The sequence below is a fragment of the Caulobacter sp. SSI4214 genome, assembly GCF_012184455.1.
GTDB classification, from domain to species: domain Bacteria; phylum Pseudomonadota; class Alphaproteobacteria; order Caulobacterales; family Caulobacteraceae; genus Caulobacter; species Caulobacter vibrioides_E.
This window is the reverse complement of sequence record NZ_SZWJ01000044.1, coordinates 1-18,374: the sequence shown is the minus strand read 5'-3', so window position 1 is coordinate 18,374 and position 18,374 is coordinate 1. Positions and strand designations below refer to the sequence as shown.

General features: G+C 67.7%; 20 protein-coding genes. 18 read left to right on the top strand and 2 right to left on the bottom strand.

Features of this window, described 5'->3' with window-relative positions; genetic code table 11:
• Positions 1-185: 185 nt before the first annotated feature.
• Together FCU40_RS13885 and FCU40_RS13880 are read left to right on the top strand one after the other, a co-directional pair.
• Positions 186-2,540 (top strand): heavy metal translocating P-type ATPase, encoded by a 2,355-nt coding sequence (locus FCU40_RS13885; protein WP_168075646.1) that lies wholly within the window; start codon positions 186-188, stop codon positions 2,538-2,540.
• A 74-nt stretch (positions 2,541-2,614) separates the two neighbouring features.
• Positions 2,615-2,944 (top strand): copper-binding protein, encoded by a 330-nt coding sequence (locus tag FCU40_RS13880; protein WP_168075644.1) that lies wholly within the window; start codon positions 2,615-2,617, stop codon positions 2,942-2,944.
• Positions 2,945-2,948: 4 nt separating this feature from the next.
• Here the strand turns inward: FCU40_RS13880 and FCU40_RS13875 are convergent, their stop codons facing one another.
• Both FCU40_RS13875 and cueR read right to left on the bottom strand, forming a co-directional pair.
• Entirely contained in the window at positions 2,949-3,341 is a 393-nt protein-coding gene (locus FCU40_RS13875; RefSeq protein WP_168075642.1) for a hypothetical protein, read from the bottom strand.
• Between the two features lie 17 nt (positions 3,342-3,358).
• Positions 3,359-3,781: a Cu(I)-responsive transcriptional regulator gene (gene cueR, locus FCU40_RS13870; RefSeq protein ID WP_168075640.1), complete on the bottom strand. Its 423-nt coding sequence runs from the start codon at positions 3,779-3,781 to the stop codon at positions 3,359-3,361.
• 355 nt (positions 3,782-4,136) lie between these two features.
• On the opposite strand from cueR, the gene FCU40_RS13865 reads away from it, so the two are divergent.
• The 16 genes from FCU40_RS13865 to trbL all read left to right on the top strand — a co-directional run.
• The gene (locus tag FCU40_RS13865) at positions 4,137-4,430 is read left to right on the top strand and encodes a hypothetical protein (protein ID WP_168075638.1); all 294 of its coding nucleotides are present in this window, start codon (positions 4,137-4,139) and stop codon (positions 4,428-4,430) included.
• A gap of 5 nt (positions 4,431-4,435) precedes the next feature.
• On the top strand, positions 4,436-4,867 hold the full coding sequence (locus FCU40_RS13860) for a periplasmic heavy metal sensor (RefSeq protein WP_342672554.1): 432 nt from the start codon (positions 4,436-4,438) through the stop codon (positions 4,865-4,867).
• The gene (locus tag FCU40_RS13855; protein WP_342672553.1) at positions 4,864-5,448 is read left to right on the top strand and encodes an RNA polymerase sigma factor; all 585 of its coding nucleotides are present in this window, start codon (positions 4,864-4,866) and stop codon (positions 5,446-5,448) included. Before FCU40_RS13860 ends, FCU40_RS13855 begins: the two co-directional genes overlap by 4 nt.
• A 71-nt stretch (positions 5,449-5,519) precedes the next feature.
• A complete protein-coding gene (locus FCU40_RS13850; RefSeq protein WP_168075634.1) occupies positions 5,520-5,903 on the top strand; it encodes a hypothetical protein in 384 nt (127 codons plus the stop codon).
• Between the two features lie 134 nt (positions 5,904-6,037).
• Positions 6,038-6,310 carry a hypothetical protein gene (locus tag FCU40_RS13845; protein ID WP_168075633.1) on the top strand — a complete coding sequence of 91 codons (273 nt, stop codon included), beginning with the start codon at positions 6,038-6,040 and terminating at the stop codon, positions 6,308-6,310.
• Between the two features lie 133 nt (positions 6,311-6,443).
• A complete protein-coding gene (locus FCU40_RS13840) occupies positions 6,444-7,673 on the top strand; it encodes a TolC family protein (RefSeq protein ID WP_168075631.1) in 1,230 nt (409 codons plus the stop codon).
• On the top strand, positions 7,670-9,151 hold the full coding sequence (locus tag FCU40_RS13835; protein ID WP_168075629.1) for an efflux RND transporter periplasmic adaptor subunit: 1,482 nt from the start codon (positions 7,670-7,672) through the stop codon (positions 9,149-9,151). Before FCU40_RS13840 ends, FCU40_RS13835 begins: the two co-directional genes overlap by 4 nt.
• Complete coding sequence (locus FCU40_RS13830; protein WP_168075628.1) at positions 9,148-12,303, top strand: efflux RND transporter permease subunit; 3,156 nt, start codon at positions 9,148-9,150, stop codon at positions 12,301-12,303. The genes FCU40_RS13835 and FCU40_RS13830 overlap by 4 nt, the downstream gene beginning before the upstream one ends.
• On the top strand, positions 12,300-12,638 hold the full coding sequence (locus FCU40_RS13825) for a copper-binding protein (protein WP_175582082.1): 339 nt from the start codon (positions 12,300-12,302) through the stop codon (positions 12,636-12,638). The genes FCU40_RS13830 and FCU40_RS13825 overlap by 4 nt, the downstream gene beginning before the upstream one ends.
• 414 nt (positions 12,639-13,052) lie before the next feature.
• On the top strand, positions 13,053-13,400 hold the full coding sequence (locus FCU40_RS13820; protein WP_168075626.1) for a TrbC/VirB2 family protein: 348 nt from the start codon (positions 13,053-13,055) through the stop codon (positions 13,398-13,400).
• Between the two features lies 1 nt (position 13,401).
• Positions 13,402-13,668 carry a VirB3 family type IV secretion system protein gene (locus FCU40_RS13815; RefSeq protein ID WP_168075624.1) on the top strand — a complete coding sequence of 89 codons (267 nt, stop codon included), beginning with the start codon at positions 13,402-13,404 and terminating at the stop codon, positions 13,666-13,668.
• Positions 13,669-13,720: 52 nt separating this feature from the next.
• The gene (gene trbE / locus FCU40_RS13810; RefSeq protein WP_168075622.1) at positions 13,721-16,195 is read left to right on the top strand and encodes a conjugal transfer protein TrbE; all 2,475 of its coding nucleotides are present in this window, start codon (positions 13,721-13,723) and stop codon (positions 16,193-16,195) included.
• On the top strand, positions 16,195-16,533 hold the full coding sequence (locus tag FCU40_RS13805; RefSeq protein WP_168075620.1) for a hypothetical protein: 339 nt from the start codon (positions 16,195-16,197) through the stop codon (positions 16,531-16,533). Before trbE ends, FCU40_RS13805 begins: the two co-directional genes overlap by 1 nt.
• Entirely contained in the window at positions 16,526-17,245 is a 720-nt protein-coding gene (locus tag FCU40_RS13800; RefSeq protein WP_168075618.1) for a conjugal transfer protein TrbJ, read from the top strand. Before FCU40_RS13805 ends, FCU40_RS13800 begins: the two co-directional genes overlap by 8 nt.
• Positions 17,246-17,247: 2 nt before the next feature.
• Positions 17,248-17,469, top strand: a complete 222-nt coding sequence (locus tag FCU40_RS13795) for a hypothetical protein (protein WP_168075614.1) — start codon at positions 17,248-17,250, stop codon at positions 17,467-17,469.
• Between the two features lie 21 nt (positions 17,470-17,490).
• On the top strand, positions 17,491-18,374 hold an 884-nt coding region (trbL, locus tag FCU40_RS13790; protein WP_168075616.1), incomplete at its 3' end, for a P-type conjugative transfer protein TrbL.

Below are 18,374 nucleotides of genomic sequence, written 5' to 3'. Positions count from 1 at the left end.
CTTCCCACCATGGGAAGCTCCATCTGATCGTGCGAAGGGAAACTGCCCGTGGCGGACCCGCGGCTTCGCGCGACGCCGCCCAACCCGGCCCTCTCCCTTCCAGTGACGACCCCTTTCCCGGGGGATTGATCGACGCTGCAGCGTAAACCCAAGAGACGGCCTGCGCCGCGCTCCCGGAGGGACCGATGTCCGAGCGTCATCATCATGACCATGGTCATGACCACAGCGACGGCGCGCCCGCCTCCGGCGAAGGGCGGGTGACTGACCCGGTGTGCGGCATGTCGGTGGACCCCAAGACCGCCCGCGGCGCGGCCGTCCACAATGGGCAGACCTATTATTTCTGCTCAACCGGCTGCCAGACGAAGTTTCAGGCCGATCCCCCACACCATCTGACGCCCAAGCCGGCGCGCATGGAGCCCGGGAACAGCGACGCCATCTACACCTGCCCGATGCATCCCGAGGTGCGTCAGGTCGGGCCAGGCTCCTGTCCGATCTGCGGCATGGCTTTGGAGCCGGAGCTAGTGTCGGCCGACAGCGGCCCCAACCATGAGCTGGCGGACATGACCCGCCGCTTGTGGATCGGCCTGGCGCTGACCCTTCCGGTGTTCGGCCTCGAGATGGGTGCGCACGTCCTGGGCCATAGGCTCATGGTGTCGCCCGCCACATCGAACTGGATCCAATTCGCGCTTGCCACCCCGGTTGTGCTCTGGGCCGGCGCGCCATTCTTTGTCCGCGGCTGGGCCTCGCTAAGGGCGCGCAGCCTCAACATGTTCACCCTGATCGCCATGGGCGTGGGGGTCGCCTGGCTCTACAGCGTCGCCGCCGTCGCGGCCCCGGGGCTCTTTCCCGCCGCTTTTCGTCGCGCTGACGGGTCGGTGCCCGTCTACTTCGAAGCGGCTGCCGTCATCACGGTGCTGGTCCTGCTCGGTCAGGTCCTGGAGCTTCGGGCGCGCGAGCGGACGTCCGGCGCCCTGAAGGCCTTGCTCAACCTCGCGCCGAAGACCGCGCGTCGAATCACGGCCGCCGGCGAGGACGAAGAGGTCGGCGTCGACGCGATCCAGGTCGGCGACCGCCTTCGTGTGCGGCCTGGTGAGAAGATCCCGGTCGATGGCGAGGTCGTTGAAGGCCGGGTCTCAGTCGATGAGTCGATGGTCACCGGCGAGTCCATGCCGGTGACCAAGCAGGCTGGCGACAAGGTGGTCGCCGGCGCGCTCAACAAGACCGGTTCCTTCACCTTGCGCGCCGAAAAGGTCGGCGCCGACACCCTGCTCTCCCAGATCGTGCAGATGGTCGCCCAGGCCCAGCGCAGTCGGGCGCCGATCCAGCGCCTCGCCGATCGGGTGTCGGGCTGGTTCGTGCCGAGTGTCATCGCCGTGGCCGTTCTCGCGGCGGTCGTCTGGGGCTTGGTCGGCCCGGAACCGCGCTTCGGCTACGCCCTGATCGCGGCTGTCTCGGTGCTGATCGTCGCCTGTCCCTGCGCCCTTGGCCTGGCGACGCCGATCTCGATCATGGTCGGCGTCGGCCGCGGCGCCCAAGCCGGCGTCCTGATCAAGAACGCCGAGGCGCTGGAGCGCTTTGAGAAGATCGACACCCTGATCATCGACAAGACCGGCACCCTGACCGAGGGGCGTCCGGCGGTGACCGAGGTGCGGCCGGCCCCCGGCTTCGCCGAAGACGAGATCCTGCGCCTGGCGGCGAGCCTGGAACGCGGCAGCGAACACCCGCTGGCCGACGCCATCCTGCGTGCAGCGCAAGCGCGCGGCCTCAACCTCTCCGAGGCGGCCGAATTCGACTCGCCGATCGGCAAGGGCGTCCTGGGCAAGGTTGATGACAAAGCCATCCTCCTGGGCGGCTCGCGTCTGATGCAGGAACACGGTGTCAACCTCACGGCCTTGGAGGCTGACATCGAGCGCCTGCGAGCGAGCGGCGCCACCACGGTGATGATGGCCGTTGATGGCCAGCTCGCCGCCGTTCTGGCCATCGCCGATCCGATCAAGGCGACGACGGCGGCGGCGATCCGAAGCCTGAAGGCCGAAGGCGTCCGGCTGGTGATGATGACCGGTGACAACCGCATCACGGCCCAAGCGGTCGCCGACCAGCTTGGCCTCGACGAGGTGGAGGCCGAAGTGCTGCCGCAGGACAAGGCCGCCGTCGTCGAGCGTCTGCGGCGCGAAGGTCGCGTGGTCGGGATGGCGGGCGATGGCGTCAATGACGCGCCGGCGCTCGCCGCCGCTGATGTCGGCATCGCCATGGGCGCCGGCGCGGACGTCGCCATCGAAAGCGCAGGCGTGACTCTGCTGCATGGTGACCTGGAAGGCCTCGTCCGTGCCCGCCGGCTCTCTGCCGCCACGATGCACAACATCCGCCAGAACCTGGTGTTTGCCTTCGCCTACAACGTCGCCGGCATTCCCATCGCGGCGGGGGTTCTCTATCCCGCCTTCGGCTGGCTGCTGTCCCCCGCCCTCGCCGCAGCGGCCATGGCGCTATCGAGCGTGAGCGTCATCGCCAACGCCCTGCGCTTGCGAACGGTGAGGCTGTGAGGGCGGGCGGCGAGCTCGCGCGTATCCCCAACAACAACCGGCCGCGATGCGGCGAGCCTTTCCGGAGATGTACGATGAAGTTGATGCTTGCCGCCGTCGCTACCCTGGCGCTCAGCGGCGCCGCCTACGCCCAGGCGGACCATGACATGAGCAAGATGCCGGGGATGGGCATGCCGGCCGAGGCCGGCGCGCAAGGCGCGGGTGTGGTCAAAAAAGTCGACGCGAAGGCGGGATCTATCACGCTGCAGCATGGCCCGATCCCCGCCCTGGGCTGGCCGGCCATGACCATGGCGTTCAAGGCTGATCCCGCCCTGCTGAAGACGGTCAAGGTGGGCCAGCAAGTGACCGTCACCGTCAAGGCCGGCGGGGCGGCTCCTGAAGTCGTGGCTATTCAGCCGAAATAGCTGTTCAGCGTCGGTTGCTGGCTGTTGGCGCCGGCAGCCGCCCGACGACTGTGAACACCACGTTCGCGGTCACCGGCTGAGGCTCGCCCGGGATACGGGCCGTGAAGATCAACGCCCAGCGCCCATCGACGGGCAGATCGGCGCGGAAGCAGTAGATCCCATAGTCCAGACCGGGCGCGAAGAACGCCGGATGGCTACCGCCAACCTGTCCGTCCGGTGACCGGTCGACCCGCGCATCGCGGACTTCAATCCCCGCCGCCGGCTGGCCATTGGCCAAATGGAGCGCGCGCACGCGAAGCGTCACGCCCACGCCCCGCTCCACGGTGTCGGTGACGGCTTCGAACCGATAGTCCGTCGGCGCCGCCAGGCTTGCCGTCGGCAGCAGAAGCAGGCCCAACAGCCCCCAGGGTCGCATCAGGCTTGGCTCTGGTCCGGGGCGACGGCGGGCTTGTCACCCGATAGGTCGTTGAGGATCGGGCAGTCCGGCCGGTCGTCGCCGGCGCAACAGTCGGACAGTGCGCTCAGTGTGTCGGCCATGGCCTGCATCTCGGCGATGCGGCTGCGCAAATCAGCGACGTGGCCGTCGGCGATGCCCTTCACCTCGCGGCTGGGCCGCGTCCGGTCGCGCCATAGCGAGAGCAGGTTGGTGATCTCTTTGACCGAGAAGCCCAGTGAACGCGCCCGTTTGATGAACCGCAGATCGTTGATGTCGCGGTCGGTGAAGTTGCGATAGTTGCTGTCGGTGCGGTCGGCCGGCCGAACCAGGCCGATCTGCTCATAGTAGCGGATCATCTTCGCCGTGACGCCCGAGGCGTTCGAGGCTTGGCCGATGTTCATCCTGCCTCCTGGCGTAACGCTCCCCGGCGGCGCGTCGCCGAGATGCAGGCCATGGCCCTACCCCTTCCCATCATTGGAAGGTCAAGGCCTTGCCTCCTTTGGGAATACGCCCGAGCGTGCACGCGCCCCTGAAACGAGGCGCCGATCAGCTCCGCCACGGGATGGACGTCGACGCCGAGCGTTTGGCCCGAAAGACTTTCGACGAGAACACCAGGAACATCGGTGAGCTTGAAGGTCAGCCGAAGTCGCACGGCGGCTGACGCGACGCCCTGCAGCGCGCGCCAAGCCGCCGAGCCTTTAGGGGTTCGTGGGCATCTGGCACGTATAGTTTCCAGGGACGCCTGAGGACTTGGACATGAGTGAACGGCTGGACGAACTCGTCGCGCGCTTGGCGGCGAGCCCGATTGATCGATCCCTGGACGGCCTCGACGGCGAGATCGGGCGAAGCATCGCTCACCGTCGTCGCGAGGCTCGGACCCTGGCGACCCTGGCGCCCGTTCGCGTCGCCTCGGTCGGTCTGGCGCTGGCCATGGGCGTCACTGTGGGCGGCGCCGTGGCCGCCTCGGCGCTCGTCCGTCCCCACCCCTATGGCGCCTTCTCCATCGCCGCGAATCTTGCGCCCTCGACGCTGTTGGAGGGCCGCGAGTGAGCCTGATGCGCAGCATGCTGCTGACGCTCGTGATGTCGGTGCTGGTCGCCGCCATCGGCGTTTGGGGCGGTGCGCAATTTGTCATGCACCGAATGAAGCAGCCCACCCCGCTGCACGAACTCGTGCACGAGAAGCTCGGCCTCAGCCGCGAACAGCAGGCGCGTATCGCCGGGATCGAGCGTGAGCATGAGGCAAAGCGCCAGGCGCTCGAGGCGGAGATGCGCGCCGCCAATGCCGAGTTGGCCCGCGCCTTCCAGCAGAAGCACGCCTATACGCCCGAGGTTCAGGCGGCGATCGACCGGTTCCACCACGCCATGGGTGAGCTCCAGAAGGAGACCATGGTCCACACCCTCGCCATGCGCGCTGTCCTGACGCCGACGCAGGCGGCCAAGTTCGATGAGACCGTGGTCCAGTCGCTCACCCAAGACGCGAGGTGATCGTGGATGGCGACGCGTCCGATGCCAGCCTCGCCCGCCTCGCCGCAGAGGGCGATGACAAGGCGTTCGCCCTGCTCGTCCGCCGGCACAAGGAAGCGCTTTACCGGCTGCTGCGACGCTACACCGGCGATGCCGATGAAGCCTACGAGGCGGCCCATGAAGCCTTCATCGCCGCCTGGGGCGCGCTGAAGCGCTACGATCCGAACCGCTCATTCGGGGCCTGGCTGCGGACTATCGCCATCAATAAGGCGCGCGACCGGGGTCGCCGGATGATGGTGCGGCGCGCCATCTTCGGTTCAAAGGACCTCGATGACGTCGAGGTCATGGACAAGGCCGACCCGCGACCGGACGCCGAGTACGAGATCCTAGAGGACGAGCGGGCCAGGAGGCTCGACGGGGCCATCAGCCGTCTGCCGTCGGCGCTGAAGGAAGCCTTGCTTCTCACGGCCTTCGAAGGATTCAGCCAACAGGAAACGGCGCAAATGCTCGGCGTCACTATCAAGACCATCGAGACGCGGGTCTACCGCGCCCGAAAAGTGCTGATTGAGCAACTCGATCCCGATATGCGCCCTGGCGCATGAACAGAGTTATTCTTGTGCGGGTTTGAGCCCATCTTTGTATCTCACCTAGGAAATGCTATTCTGCCCGACCGATGCGTCTCGTTCTCGCCCTTTTGGCCGTCATGGCCCTGCTCTCCAGTCCGGTGACCGCCGTGGCTGCGCAGGCCGCATGCGGCCACAATGGCCCGATGGAGATGGCGGGCATGGAGATGTCCGCGATGCCGGGCAAGGACCAGGCCGGGACCCCTAAGGCCGCGGATCCCTGCTGCGACCAGACCAGCCAGCATGGCGGCAAGCGCGACATGAGTTGCGCCCAGGCCTGCGCCGCCATGTGCGGCGTCACCGTCGCTCTAACGGCCGTGTCTTATGACGTCGTGTTGGCGCCCGTGCCGGCGGATGTTCCGGCCGCGCGGGCCGTTTCGCCCCACCCTTACAAGCCCCCAGGGCTCAGACGTCCTCCGAAGTCGATCGCTTAGCCGCCGGCCTTAAGGTCCGCGGCTGTTGAACGCACCGTCCGGCGGTGTGCGGCGCTTCGCCCGCACGCCCGCTGCGACGGTCTCAGGCCGGTCCAATCGGATCGGCAAGCCATCGTCTTTGAAGGATCAATTCCATGACCAAGCTCAATCTGGTCGCTGCCGGCGCCCTGGCGCTCGGCCTCGCCGCCACGGCTTTCGCATCCCAGGCCCAGCCCTATGGCAAGGGCGGGAACTACTCCCTCGCGCCGGCGCCGCGGGCGGCGGGACAGGCGGAACATCGCACCCACCCGCAGAAGGCCAAGTGCGACTGCCCGATGATGAAGGGCGACGCCGCCATGCAAGAGCAATGCATGTCGATGATGGGCGACCATCGCGGTGACGCCCCCAAGCCGGGTCAGCCCGACTAGTCGGCTCCAAGCCTCGCGCCGGTTATCCCCTGACGCGAGGACGGTGAGGTGTCGGCGGAGCGCCTAAGCGCTCCGCCGATGCTTTGCGCCTCCGTTTTACCCCACGGACCGAACCATCCGACAGGAAACCTCCATGCGCCCTGCCTGGCTTCTCACCGTGTCGGCGATGCTCGCCGGCGCCGTCCACGCCGCCCCGCTCACCTATGCGGGCGCGCTGCAGCTCGCCGACCAGTCGGCTCCGAGCCTTCAGGCCAGGGCGGCCGACATCCGCGCGGCGCGGTCGTCGGCCATCGCCGCCGGCCGCCTACCCGACCCGAAGCTGGCGTTCGGGGTCGAGGGCTTTCCCGTATCGGGCCCCAACGCCGGCCGCCCGGCTCAGGACGATTTCAGCGCCGTGCGCGTCGGGGTCATGCAGGACGTGCCGAACGGCGCCAAACGTCGGTCGGCGCGCGAGCGTGCGGCCGCCGACATTGGCGCAGCCGAGGTCGGCCGGACGGCACAGGCTCGCGAGGTGCGCCTCAACACGGCCCTGGCCTGGATAGACCTCTACTACGCCGAGCGCCGCCTCGCGGCGCTGAACGATATCGACAACGCCCTGGCGCCACTGCGCCATTCCGCGCCGTCGCAGCTTACCTCCGGCGCGCTGCGACCCGCGCAGACGCTGGAGGCCGATCAACTGACCGCGGCGCTGGGCGACCGCCGCGCTGACCTGACGGCGGCCGTGGCCAAGGCGCGGGCCGAGCTCGTCCGCTGGACCGGCGACCCTCAGGCGGACGTCGCCGGCGATCCGCCTGACTACGCCATTGATCCCATTGGGTTGCGAGCTGGGATTGATCGGCTTCCGGCGCTAGCCGCCTACGACGCCATGGGCCGCCAGGCCGACGCCGATGTGAGCGCCGCCAAGGCTGAGCGGCGTCCCGACTGGGGGTGGGAGCTCGGCTACCAGCATCGCGACCCGCGGTTCGGCGACATGGTGATGGTCCAAGCGACGGTGAGCCTGCCGCTGTTCGCGGCGACCCGGCAGAACCCGGTGATCGCCGCGCGGACCGAAACCGCCACTCGGGTGCGCCTTGAGCGCGAGGCCGCACGGCGGGAGCTCCTGGTGACCCTCGACACTGCGCTGGCCGACCACACCATGCACCATGACCGGCTCCACCGGGCGCTGGAGACTCTCGTGCCCTTGGCCAAGCGCCGGGCTGACCTGGAGACCGCCAGCTACGGCGCGGGAACCGCCGGTCTCTCCGATGTCCTGCAAGCCTTCCTCGCCCTCGCCGAGGCCCGCATCGACGCCATCGACCGCCAGGCCGACGTCGCCCGCGACGCCGCCCGCATTCTGCTCACCTATGGAAGCGACGCCCAATGACTGACCTCTCCCCGTCGCGCCGCGGCCTGGCGCTGTCGGCCGCCGCCATCGCGCTCATCGGCGGCCTAGCCGGTTATGGCCTCGCGCACCTGCAAAAGCCCCGCCCCGCCCCGGAGACGGCGGCCGCCGACGGCCGCAAGGTGCTCTACTGGTACGACCCGATGGTCCCGGCCCAGCACTTCGACAAGCCGGGCAAGTCGCCCTTCATGGATATGCAGCTCGTGCCTCGCTACGCGGGCGAGGCTGCAGGCGCGGCGGCGGGCGTGGAGATCGATCCGGCCGCCGTCCAGAGCCTCGGCGTGCGGCTCGCCAGCGTCCAGCGCGGCGCGTTCGCCCAGAGCCTCGACGCCACCGGTGTGCTCGACTTCAACCAGCGCGAGATGGCCATCGTCCAGGCGCGTGCGGCTGGCTTCGTGCAGCGGGTCTATGCTCGGGCGCCGGGCGATGTGGTGCGGGCGGGCGCGCCGATCGCCGACCTACTCGTGCCCAGCTGGGGCGGGGCCCAGGCCGAGTATCTGGCCGTCCGGGGCTCCGGCACGCCCGCCCTGGAGGCCGCGGCGCGCCAGCGGCTGCGGCTGCTCGGCATGCCCGATGGCTTGATCGACGCAGTGGCGCGTGATGGCCGGCCACGGACGGTCGTCACGATCTCGACCCCACAAGGCGGCGCGATCCAGACACTGGATGTGCGCCAGGGCATGACCGTGAGCACGGGGCAGACCCTGGCCCAGGTCTCGGGCTTGTCGACCGTCTGGCTAAACGCCGCCGTCCCGGAAGCCCTGGCGGGCCAGGTCCGCGTGGGCCAGCCGGCGCGCGCCGAGTTGGCCGCCTTCCCGGGCGAGACCTTCGTCGGGCGGGTGACGACGATCCTGCCCACCACCCAAGTCGACAGCCGCACGCTCACCGTGCGCGTCGAGCTGCCCAATCGGGGCGGCCGTCTGCGGCCGGGCATGTTCGCCACCGTTCATCTCGGCGGCGCCGCGCAGCCGGCGCTATTCGTGCCGTCCGAGGCGGTCATCCGCACCGGCAAGCGGGCCATCGTCATGGTCGCCGGCACGGGCGGACGGTTCCAGCCCGTCGAGGTCCAACTCGGTCGCGAGGATGGCGACCGCACGGAGGTCCTGGCGGGCCTGGGCGAAGGCCAGAAGGTGGTGGCGTCGGGCCAGTTCCTGATCGACTCCGAAGCCAGCCTCGCCGGCATTAAGGCTCAGCCGGTCGGCGCTTCACCAGCCGCCGCGCCGAAACCTCAAACCTCGCTCTACGAGAGTCGTGGGCGGATCGAGGCGCTCACGGCGGACTCCATCACCCTCAGCCATGAGCCGGTTCCCGCCATTGGCTGGCCGGCGATGACCATGACCTTCAAGCTTGATCCGCCCGCCCTGGCCAAGGGCATGAAGGTTGGCGACCGCGTCGGCTTCGGCTTCGAGCAGAAGCCGTCCGGCCCGGTTGTGCGCCGCCTGGCCCCGGCGGTCGCCCAATGATCGCCGCCCTCATCCGCTTCTCGGTCAGACACCGCTTCTTTGTCCTGATCGCCGCCTTGGCGCTGTTGGCCGCGGGCGTTTTGGCTGTCCGCTCAACCCCCGTGGACGCCCTGCCTGACCTCTCCGACGTCCAGGTGATCATCCGCACGCCCTATCCGGGCCAGGCGCCGCAGATCGTCGAGAACCAGGTCACCTATCCGCTGGCGACCACCATGCTTTCGGTCCCGGGCGCAAAGACCGTACGCGGCTACTCCTTCTTCGGCGACAGCTTCGTCTACGTCCTGTTCGAGGACGGGACCGACCTCTACTGGGCCCGCTCGCGGGTGCTGGAATACCTCAACCAGGTGCAGAGCCGGATGCCCGACGGCGCCAAGCCGGCGCTGGGGCCCGACGCTACTGGCGTCGGCTGGGTCTACGAATACGCCCTGGTCGATCGGACCGGCCACAATGACCTGTCGCAGCTTCGGTCCCTGCAGGACTGGTTCCTGCGCTATGAGTTGAAGACACTGCCCGGCGTCGCTGAGGTCGCCAGCATTGGCGGCATGGTCAAACAGTACCAGGTGGTGCTCGATCCGGTGAAGCTCGCCGCCTACGGCGTGACGCACCAGCAGGTCGTCCAAGCGATCCAGCAGGCCAATTCGGAGACCGGCGGCTCGGTGCTGGAGCTCGCCGAGGCCGAGTACATGGTCCGCGCCTCAGGCTATCTGAAGACGCTGGACGACTTCCGCGCCATTCCCTTGAAGACCGCCGCGGGCGGGGTTCCGGTCCGTCTTGGCGACGTCGCCACCCTCCAACTTGGCCCGGAGATGCGCCGGGGCGTCGCCGAGCTGAACGGCCAGGGCGAGGTCGCCGGTGGGGTGGTGATCCTGCGCTCGGGCAAGAACGCTCGCGAGACCATCGCGGCGGTGAAGGACAAGCTCGCGGAGCTGAAGAAGAGCCTGCCCGCCGGCGTCGAGATCGTCCCCACCTACGACCGCTCACAGCTCATCGACCGCTCGATCGGCAACCTGCGGGAAAAGCTGATCGAGGAGTTCATCGTCGTCGCGCTCGTTTGCGCGCTGTTCCTCTGGCACGTGCGCTCGGCCCTGGTGGCGATCCTGACCCTGCCCCTGGGCGTGGTCTTCGCCTTCCTGGTCATGCGGGTCCAGGGGGTGAACGCCAACATCATGTCGTTGGGGGGCATCGCCATCGCCATCGGGGCCATGGTCGACGCCGCCGTGGTGATGATCGAGAACGCCCACAAGAAGATCGAGCGCTGGGAACATGACCATCCCGGCGAACAGCTGCAGGGCGAGAAGCGCTGGATCGTGATCACCCAGGCCGCCGCCGAGGTGGGGCCAGCGCTATTCCTCAGCCTGATCATCATCACGCTCAGCTTCGTGCCTGTGTTCTCGCTACAGGGGCAGGAAGGGCGGCTGTTCTCGCCGCTGGCCTTCACCAAGAGCTACGCCATGGCCGGCGCGGCGATCCTCTCGGTGACCCTGGTCCCGGTGCTGATGGGCCTGCTGATCCGCGGCCGCATCCCCGCCGAGAGCAGCAATCCGATCAACCGCTGGCTGGCCGCCGCCTACAAGCCGTTGCTTGACTGGGTGATGCGCCGTCCGCGAACGACCCTTGTCGTCGCCGCGCTGGCCTTCGCCACCACGGCATGGCCGCTCAGTCAGCTCGGCGGCGAGTTCATGCCGCAGCTCAATGAGGGCGACCTGCTCTACATGCCCTCGGCCCTGCCGGGCCTGTCGGCCGCCAAGGCCGGCGAACTGCTCCAGCAGACCGACCGGCTGATCAAGACCGTGCCGGAGGTGCAGAGCGTGTTCGGCAAGGCTGGCCGCGCCGAAACCGCCACCGACCCGGCGCCGATGGAGATGTTCGAGACCACCATCCAGTTCAAGCCGCAGAGCCAGTGGCGTCCCGGCATGACGCCGGAGAAGCTGGTCGAGGATCTCGACCGGACGGTGAAGGTCCCCGGCCTGGCCAATGTCTGGGTTCCACCGATCCGCAACCGCATCGACATGCTGGCCACCGGCATCAAGAGCCCGATCGGCGTGAAGGTGTCGGGCGCCAACCTCGCCGACCTGGACCGCATCGCCCACGACGTGGAGACGGTCGCCAAGACCGTGCCGGGCGTCAGCTCCGCCTTGGCCGAGCGACTGACCGGCGGCCGCTATGTGGACGTCGACATCGACCGCGCTGCGGCTGCGCGCTTCGGCCTCAACATCGCCGACGTGCAGGCGATCGTCAGCGGCGCTATCGGCGGCGAAAGCATCGGCCAGACGGTGGAGGGGCTTGCGCGCTATCCGATCAGCGTCCGCTATCCGCGTGAGCTGCGCGACAGCTTGGAGGGCTTGCGGGCCCTGCCGATCCTGACGCCCGCTGGCCAGCAAATCACCCTGGGGACCGTGGCCAAGCTAGAGATCGCCGACGGACCGCCGATGCTGAAGACCGAGAACGGCCGGCCCTCGACCTGGGTCTATGTGGACGTGCGCGGGCGCGACCTGGCCTCGGTCGTCGGCGATCTGCAGAAGGCCGTCGCCAAGGACGTCAAGCTCTCGCCCGGCGTCTCCATCGCCTACTCGGGCCAGTTCGAATACCTACAGCGGGCTGTCGAACGGCTGAAGCTGGTGGTCCCGGCGACACTGCTGATCATCTTTGTCCTGCTCTACGTCACCTTCGGTCGCTTCGACGAGGCGGCGCTGATCATGGGCACGCTGCCCTTCGCGCTGACCGGCGGCATCTGGACGCTTTACCTGCTGGGTTTCCACCAGTCCGTCGCCACCGGCGTCGGCTTCATCGCACTGGCCGGTGTCTCGGCCGAGTTCGGGGTGGTGATGCTGATCTACCTGAAGGACGCCCTGGCCGATCGCGGCGAGGACCCGACAGACGAGCAGGTCGAGGACGCCGTGCGCGAAGGCGCTCTGATGCGCGTTCGGCCCAAGGCCATGACCGTGGCGGTGATCCTCGCCGGCCTGCTGCCGATCCTGTTCGGCCACGGCGCTGGCTCGGAGGTCATGAGCCGCATCGCCGCCCCCATGATCGGGGGCATGCTCACCGCGCCCCTGCTCTCCATGCTCGTCGTGCCCGCAGCCTATCTGCTGCTGCGCCGCCGACGGCCCGCCTTTACCCCAGCCTCTCAATCCCAAAGGAGATCATCATGAGAGCTATCGCCTGCGCCCTGATCGGCGTTCTGACCCTCGCCACCGCCGGGACCGCTGTCGCAGCCGACGACATGGCCAACATGAAAGGCATGTCCGCGGCATCCGCCGCCAAGCAAGGCAAGGGAACCGGCGTCATCAAGGCCATCGACGCCAAGGCAGGCACGCTGACGATCCAGCATGGCCCGATCCCGGCCGTCGCCTGGCCGGCGATGACCATGACCTTCAAGGCCAAGCCCGCGACCCTGCTGAAGGGCCTGAAGGTCGGCCAGACCATCGGCTTCGACACGACGGTTCGCGGCATGGACGCCGACGTGACGGCCGTGCGACCGAAGTAGTTCGCACCGCAAGCTTGGCGCCGGAGACGCGGATTCCGACCGTATCCGGCGCCAAGAGACGGCTAGATCTCCGCGGCCAAGCGATCCCTGCCCGCGCGCATCATGGGGCTGGCCAGGGCGGCCACGGCGCCAAGGGCTCGAATCAACAGCCCACAGAACTCGGGCGTTTGCCCCAAAGTCGCCGCTTCTCGGGCTGAAACCCTGTCAGCTTCCGGGGGAAGTGCGCGCGCATGCCTGCTTGGCTCAGGCCGCTGGAGCGTGGCCGGAAGCTCGCGTCCTAAGCGTGTAGCTTTGCAATAGAAAAAGCACGAATCGCACTTTATTTACAAATATTGCCCTTGACCTCGCCCATTCCGCGACTCACGGTTGTGACGCCCGGTAAAGGCGGGCGGACGCGAGCAAGGGTCAGTTGCGATGAAAAACGTCGGTCCAAGCCAAGCTCGAGGGCGTGCATCGACCGCTCTGGCCCTCGTCGCCGGCGTAGCCGTTCTCCTTGCGGTTAGCCCGGCCTGGGCTGCTGGCGCAGGCACCGCCATGCCCTGGGAAGGCCCGCTCGACACCATCATGCAATCGCTGTCGGGGCCCGTGGCCAAGGCGGTCGGCATCATCGCCATTGTGCTAACGGGGCTCGGCTTCGCCTTCGCGGAAGGCGGCTCGGCCCTGCGCAAGGGCATCGGCATCGTCTTTGGTCTGGCGATCGCCTTCACCGCCACGACCTTCATCTCGACCTTCTTCAACATGACCGCCGGGGCCGCGTTCTGAGATGGCGCGCTCCGACGTCGAAGGCTTCGAGATCGCATTTCACAGCTCGCTGTCGGAGCCGGTGACCATCGCCGGCGTGCCCCGAATGATCGCGGTGCTCAACGGTACGCTGACCGCCGTGCTCGCCCTGGGGCTGCAGGTCCCGGTGATCGGGATCCCGGTCGGACTGGCCATCCATGGCGCCTGCTACTGGCTGAACAAGCGCGACCCCTACTTCTTCGACGCGCTCGGTCGCCACATCCGCCAGAAGCCCTACCTGGACGCCTGACGTGCGCGTGTGGCCTCACCCCTCCCCGTCTTCGGTCTCATAGAGGTCCGCCGTGCTGTATCTGCGTGAGTACCGGCCCAAAGCGGATCGCCTGTTCGACCATCTCCCCTGGGTCGCGCTGATCGGGCCGGGCCTGGTGCTCAACAAGGACGGCAGCTTCCAAAAGACCGTGGCGTTCCGGGGACCGGACCTCGCTAGCGCCACAGACGCCGGCTTGGTGGCCACTCGCGCCCAGTTGAACAACGCGCTTCGGCGCCTCGGCTCGCGCTGGTGCCTGCACATCGAGGCGGTGCGAGCGCCCTCGCAGAGCTATCCCACGAGCCAGTTTCCCGACCCGGTCTCGGACCTCGTCGACGAGGAGCGGCGCGAGGGGTTCGAGGCGAAGGAGCGTCACTTTGAGAGCCGCTACTTCCTGACCTTCACCTACCTGCCGCCGGAAGAGGCGATCTCGACGGCCGAGAGCTTGCTGCTGGAGAACGCGCCGTCGGGCCGCGGCGCCGAGGGCATGTACCGGGCCGCGCTCAGCGACTTCCTGAGCACGGTGCATCAGATCGCCGACATCTTGACGGCGATCATGCCCGAGGTCGGCGAACTCACCGATGACGAGACCCTGACCTATCTGCACAGCTGCATCTCGACCAAGCGTCACCCGGTCGCCACGCCCGAGACGCCGGCCTATCTCGACGCCTTCCTGACCGACGACGACTTCCAAGGCGGCCTGCTGCCCAGGTTGGGTGGGCAATACCTGCGCACGATCTCGGTAAGGGCCTATCCGACCACCTCGTGCCCTGGCCTCCTGGACCGGCTGAATGAACTCGGCATCAGCTATCGCTGGGTCTGCCGCTATCTGCCGCTCGACAAGGAAGACGCCCGCAAGGCGGTGACCACGGTGCGCAAACGCTGGTTCGCCAAGCGTAAGGGCGTGCTGGCGCTCCTGAAGGAAGCCATCACCCGAGAGCCGTCGCTGCTGGAAGATCCGGACGCCGCGGCCAAGTCGGTCGACGCCGATGCGGCCCTGGCGATCCTCGGCGGCGACTACGCCTCCATCGGCTATTTCACGCCAACCGTCACTTTGATGGACGCCGATCCGGACCGGCTTGCCAACCGGCTCCGCGAGGTGGAGGGCGCCATCAACCGGGCGGGCTTCGTCTGCAAGGTCGAAGACGTCAACGCCGTCGAGGCGTGGATCGGCAGCCTGCCGGGCCAGGCCTACGCGGATCTGCGCCGGCCCTTGGTGTCCTCGCTGAACCTCTGCGACATGATGCCGATGTCGGCCATCTGGCCCGGTCCGACGATCAACGCCCACCTCTCGGCCGAATGCCAGAAGCGCGGCCATCCAGGGCTCCAGCCCGCCCTGCTGGTCACCCGCACGGCCGGCACAACGCCCTTCCGGTTCGACCTCCACCAAGGCGATGTCGGCCACACGATGATCGTCGGGCCGACCGGGGCTGGCAAGTCGGTGCTGCTCAACACGCTGGCCATGCAGTGGCTGCGCTACCCCGAGGCCCAGGTCTTCTACTTCGACAAGGGCGCGAGCTCGCGGGCCTCGACCCTCCTGGTCGGCGGGCAATTCTATGTGCTCGGCGGCGACCAGAGCGAGCTGGCCTTCCAGCCGCTGGCGGCGATCGACGCGCCGGACGACCGGGCGTGGGCGCAGGAATGGGTGCAGGACATCGTCGCGGCCGAAGGGGTTCCCATCACCCCGCCGGTCAAGGACGAGATCTGGAGCGGCCTGCGCAATCTCGCTGAGGGGCCGCGCGACCAGCGGACCCTCACCCTGCTGGCGGCCACCATCCAGGATCAGGCCGTCAAGGCGGCGTTGGCGCCCTACACGCTGAGTGGCCCCTATGGCCATCTTCTCGACGCCAATCAGAACGCCCTGAAGCCGGCGGCCTGGCAGACCTTCGAGATGGCCGAACTGATGGCTAGCAAATCGGCGCTCGCCCCGGTCCTCACCTACATCTTCCGCAGTCTCGAGCGGCGCTTCGATGGGCGGCCGACCTTGTTGGTGCTCGATGAGGCCTGGCTGTTTCTCGACCAGGGCGCCTTCGCGGCCAAGATCCGCGAGTGGCTCAAGACTCTGCGGAAGTTCAATGTCGCCGTGGTGTTCGCCACCCAGAGCCTGGCGGACGTCGCGCGCTCGTCGATCGCGCCGGCGCTGATCGAGAGCTGCCCGACCCGCATCTTCCTGCCCAATCCCGACGCCCAGACGCCGCAGATCGCGGCGCTCTACCAGGACTTCGGCCTGAACCCGCAGCAAGTGCGAATCATCGCCAACGCCACGCCGAAGCGTGAATACTACTACCAGTCGACGTCCGGGAACCGGCTCTTCGAGCTGGGCTTGGGCGCGCTCTCCCTGGCCGCCGTGGGCTCATCCTCGCCGGGCGACCAACAGCTGATCAGCCAGCTTCTCGCCGACCATGACCGCGGGGAATTTGCGGAACGGTTCTTCGGTGCGAAGGGCCACGCCGATGTCGCGCGCTACCTCGGCGACCAGCGGCGCGCCGCCTATCCGAGGGTGGCGTGATGGGGGCGCACGATGTGTCGTTTGCAGCTTCTCGTCCGGCCATGAGTCCGGGCGCCTTCGCGCGCCTGGCTTGGCTCAATCGCCATCTTCCGAGGACCTGGACCTCCACGCGTCGCCGGCGCCGGATACTGTTCCTGGCCTTGGCCGCACCCGGTTTCCTCGCGGTCTTCGGGACCACCTACCACCACAACTTTTTCGTCATGCTGGCGGGTTTCGTCCTGTTCGGCGCGGCCGTCGCCTTTCGCGCGGTCTCTGAACCCCTCTTTGTCCAGGCGGCCGGCGACGATCTGTGCCCGGCTCCCTACCCCTCGAGCCAGAAGGACTCTCAAGATGCGTAAGCAGCTCGTGGCCGCGGCGGCGATCGTCGCGGTGTCCCTGGGTCTAGGTCCCCTGCCGCCCCAGCCAGCGGCCGCCCAGCAGATCGTCTTCGATCCGCGCGCCGTGGCCCAAGCGGTCCAGCAGGTCCGACAGGGGCTGGCGCAGATCCAGCAGTTGCAGGCGCAGGTCACCAATCAGATGGCCATGCTGCAGAAGCTAGGAACGGACGTCACCCAGCCGCTGGCCCAGATCAACGCCCAGGCGACCCAGCTCATGCAGCAGGCCCAGGCGATCGGCTACACCAGCCAGAACATTGCCGGGCAGTTCCAGCAGTTCTATCCGGCCAGCCTGTCCGGCCAGACCTTCGCGCAAATCCAGCAGCGGTTGGCGAGCTGGGAGGCCAACAGCCGGCTGACCCTCCAGGACTCGATGGCGGTGCAGAACCAGCTGGTGAGGTCCCAGGGAGCGACGGCCGGCGCAGTCACTGGCGCGGTGGCCGCCTCGCAAGGGGCTGCCGGACAGACGGCTGCGATTCAGGCCACCAACCAGTTGCTGGCCGCGCTCAGCAGCCAACTGCAGGGCCTTCAGACGATCTTGATCGCGCAAGCGAGGACGCAGGAGACGATCCTGGCGCAGCAGCAGGCGGGAGCTTTGGCGGCACGAGCCGAAACGGCGCGAGCCACTCAGTGGTCGCCGCAAGGCAGCACTTTGGCCAATGCGTCGAGCTTTTAGCGATGAGCCGTCTGCTGATCTCGAGCGCCGTTTTTGCCATGGCCGTCGTCCTCAACGGATGCGGCAATCCTGCCGACAAATCCTCGACGGATGGACCGCCCGCGGCCCCGTCGCCGGCTGCACGTAAGTGCCCAGACCCGAACATCCGAGACCCGAAGGATCCCTGCTCACCCTACTACTGGAAGCCCAAGGACAGCGCGCTGAAGAACGCCAAGTCGTTCTGACCAGAGTGCGCGAACATCATCATGGCAACCGCTGGCACCTCCGCCCTCGACGAGTTCATCACTCGTTTCACCACCCAGATTGACTCCGGCTTCGGGGTTATCTCCGGCGACGTTCAGACCATCCTTGGCACGCTGGTGGTCATCAGCATCGTCCTGACCGCAATCATGTGGGCGATCGACGAGACGCAAAATGTGCTCGGCCCGCTGGTTCGGAAAATCTTGCTGGTCGGCTTCTTCGCCTGGCTTGTGGGGAACTGGCACAGCCTATCGGTGACCGTCGTCACCGGGTTCGGGCAGCTTGGTCTGCGCGCCGGTGGCGGTGCGAGCATCGGCGATTTCATGAGCGCCCCGACCCGTTCGGTCGAGTCTGGCTTCAAAATCTTCCTTCGGCTCATCCAGTATATCGGTCAGCTCGCATCGCAGAATGCGGGGTTCGGAGCGCTACAGCATATCGACATGATCCTCGTGGCGGCGGTGGCGGCCATCGGCATTCTGCTCGCCTTCATTGTGCTGGCGATCGAGATCGCCATCACGATCATCGAGTTTCACCTCGTCACACTGATTGCGTTTGTGACGGTGCCTTTCGGTGTGCTGACCCAGACCTCGTTCCTCGCGGAAAGAGCCATAGGCTACGTCGTTTCTGTTGGCCTGAAGTTCATGGCGCTCGGCGTCATTCTCGGCATCGGCCTCAATATCTTCAACACCTATACGCTGTCTCCCGAGCCTACGGTGCCCGAGGAGTGTGGCCTCCTACTGGCTGCTGTCTTCCTCATGATGCTGGCCCTGAAGATCCCCTCGATCGCGGGCGCGCTGATATCGGGTGGGCCGCAGCTCAATGCCGGCGGCGCCTTGATGGGGGCGGCCGGTGTCGCCGCTGGCGCGGCCGGGGTCGCTCTGGCGGGTCG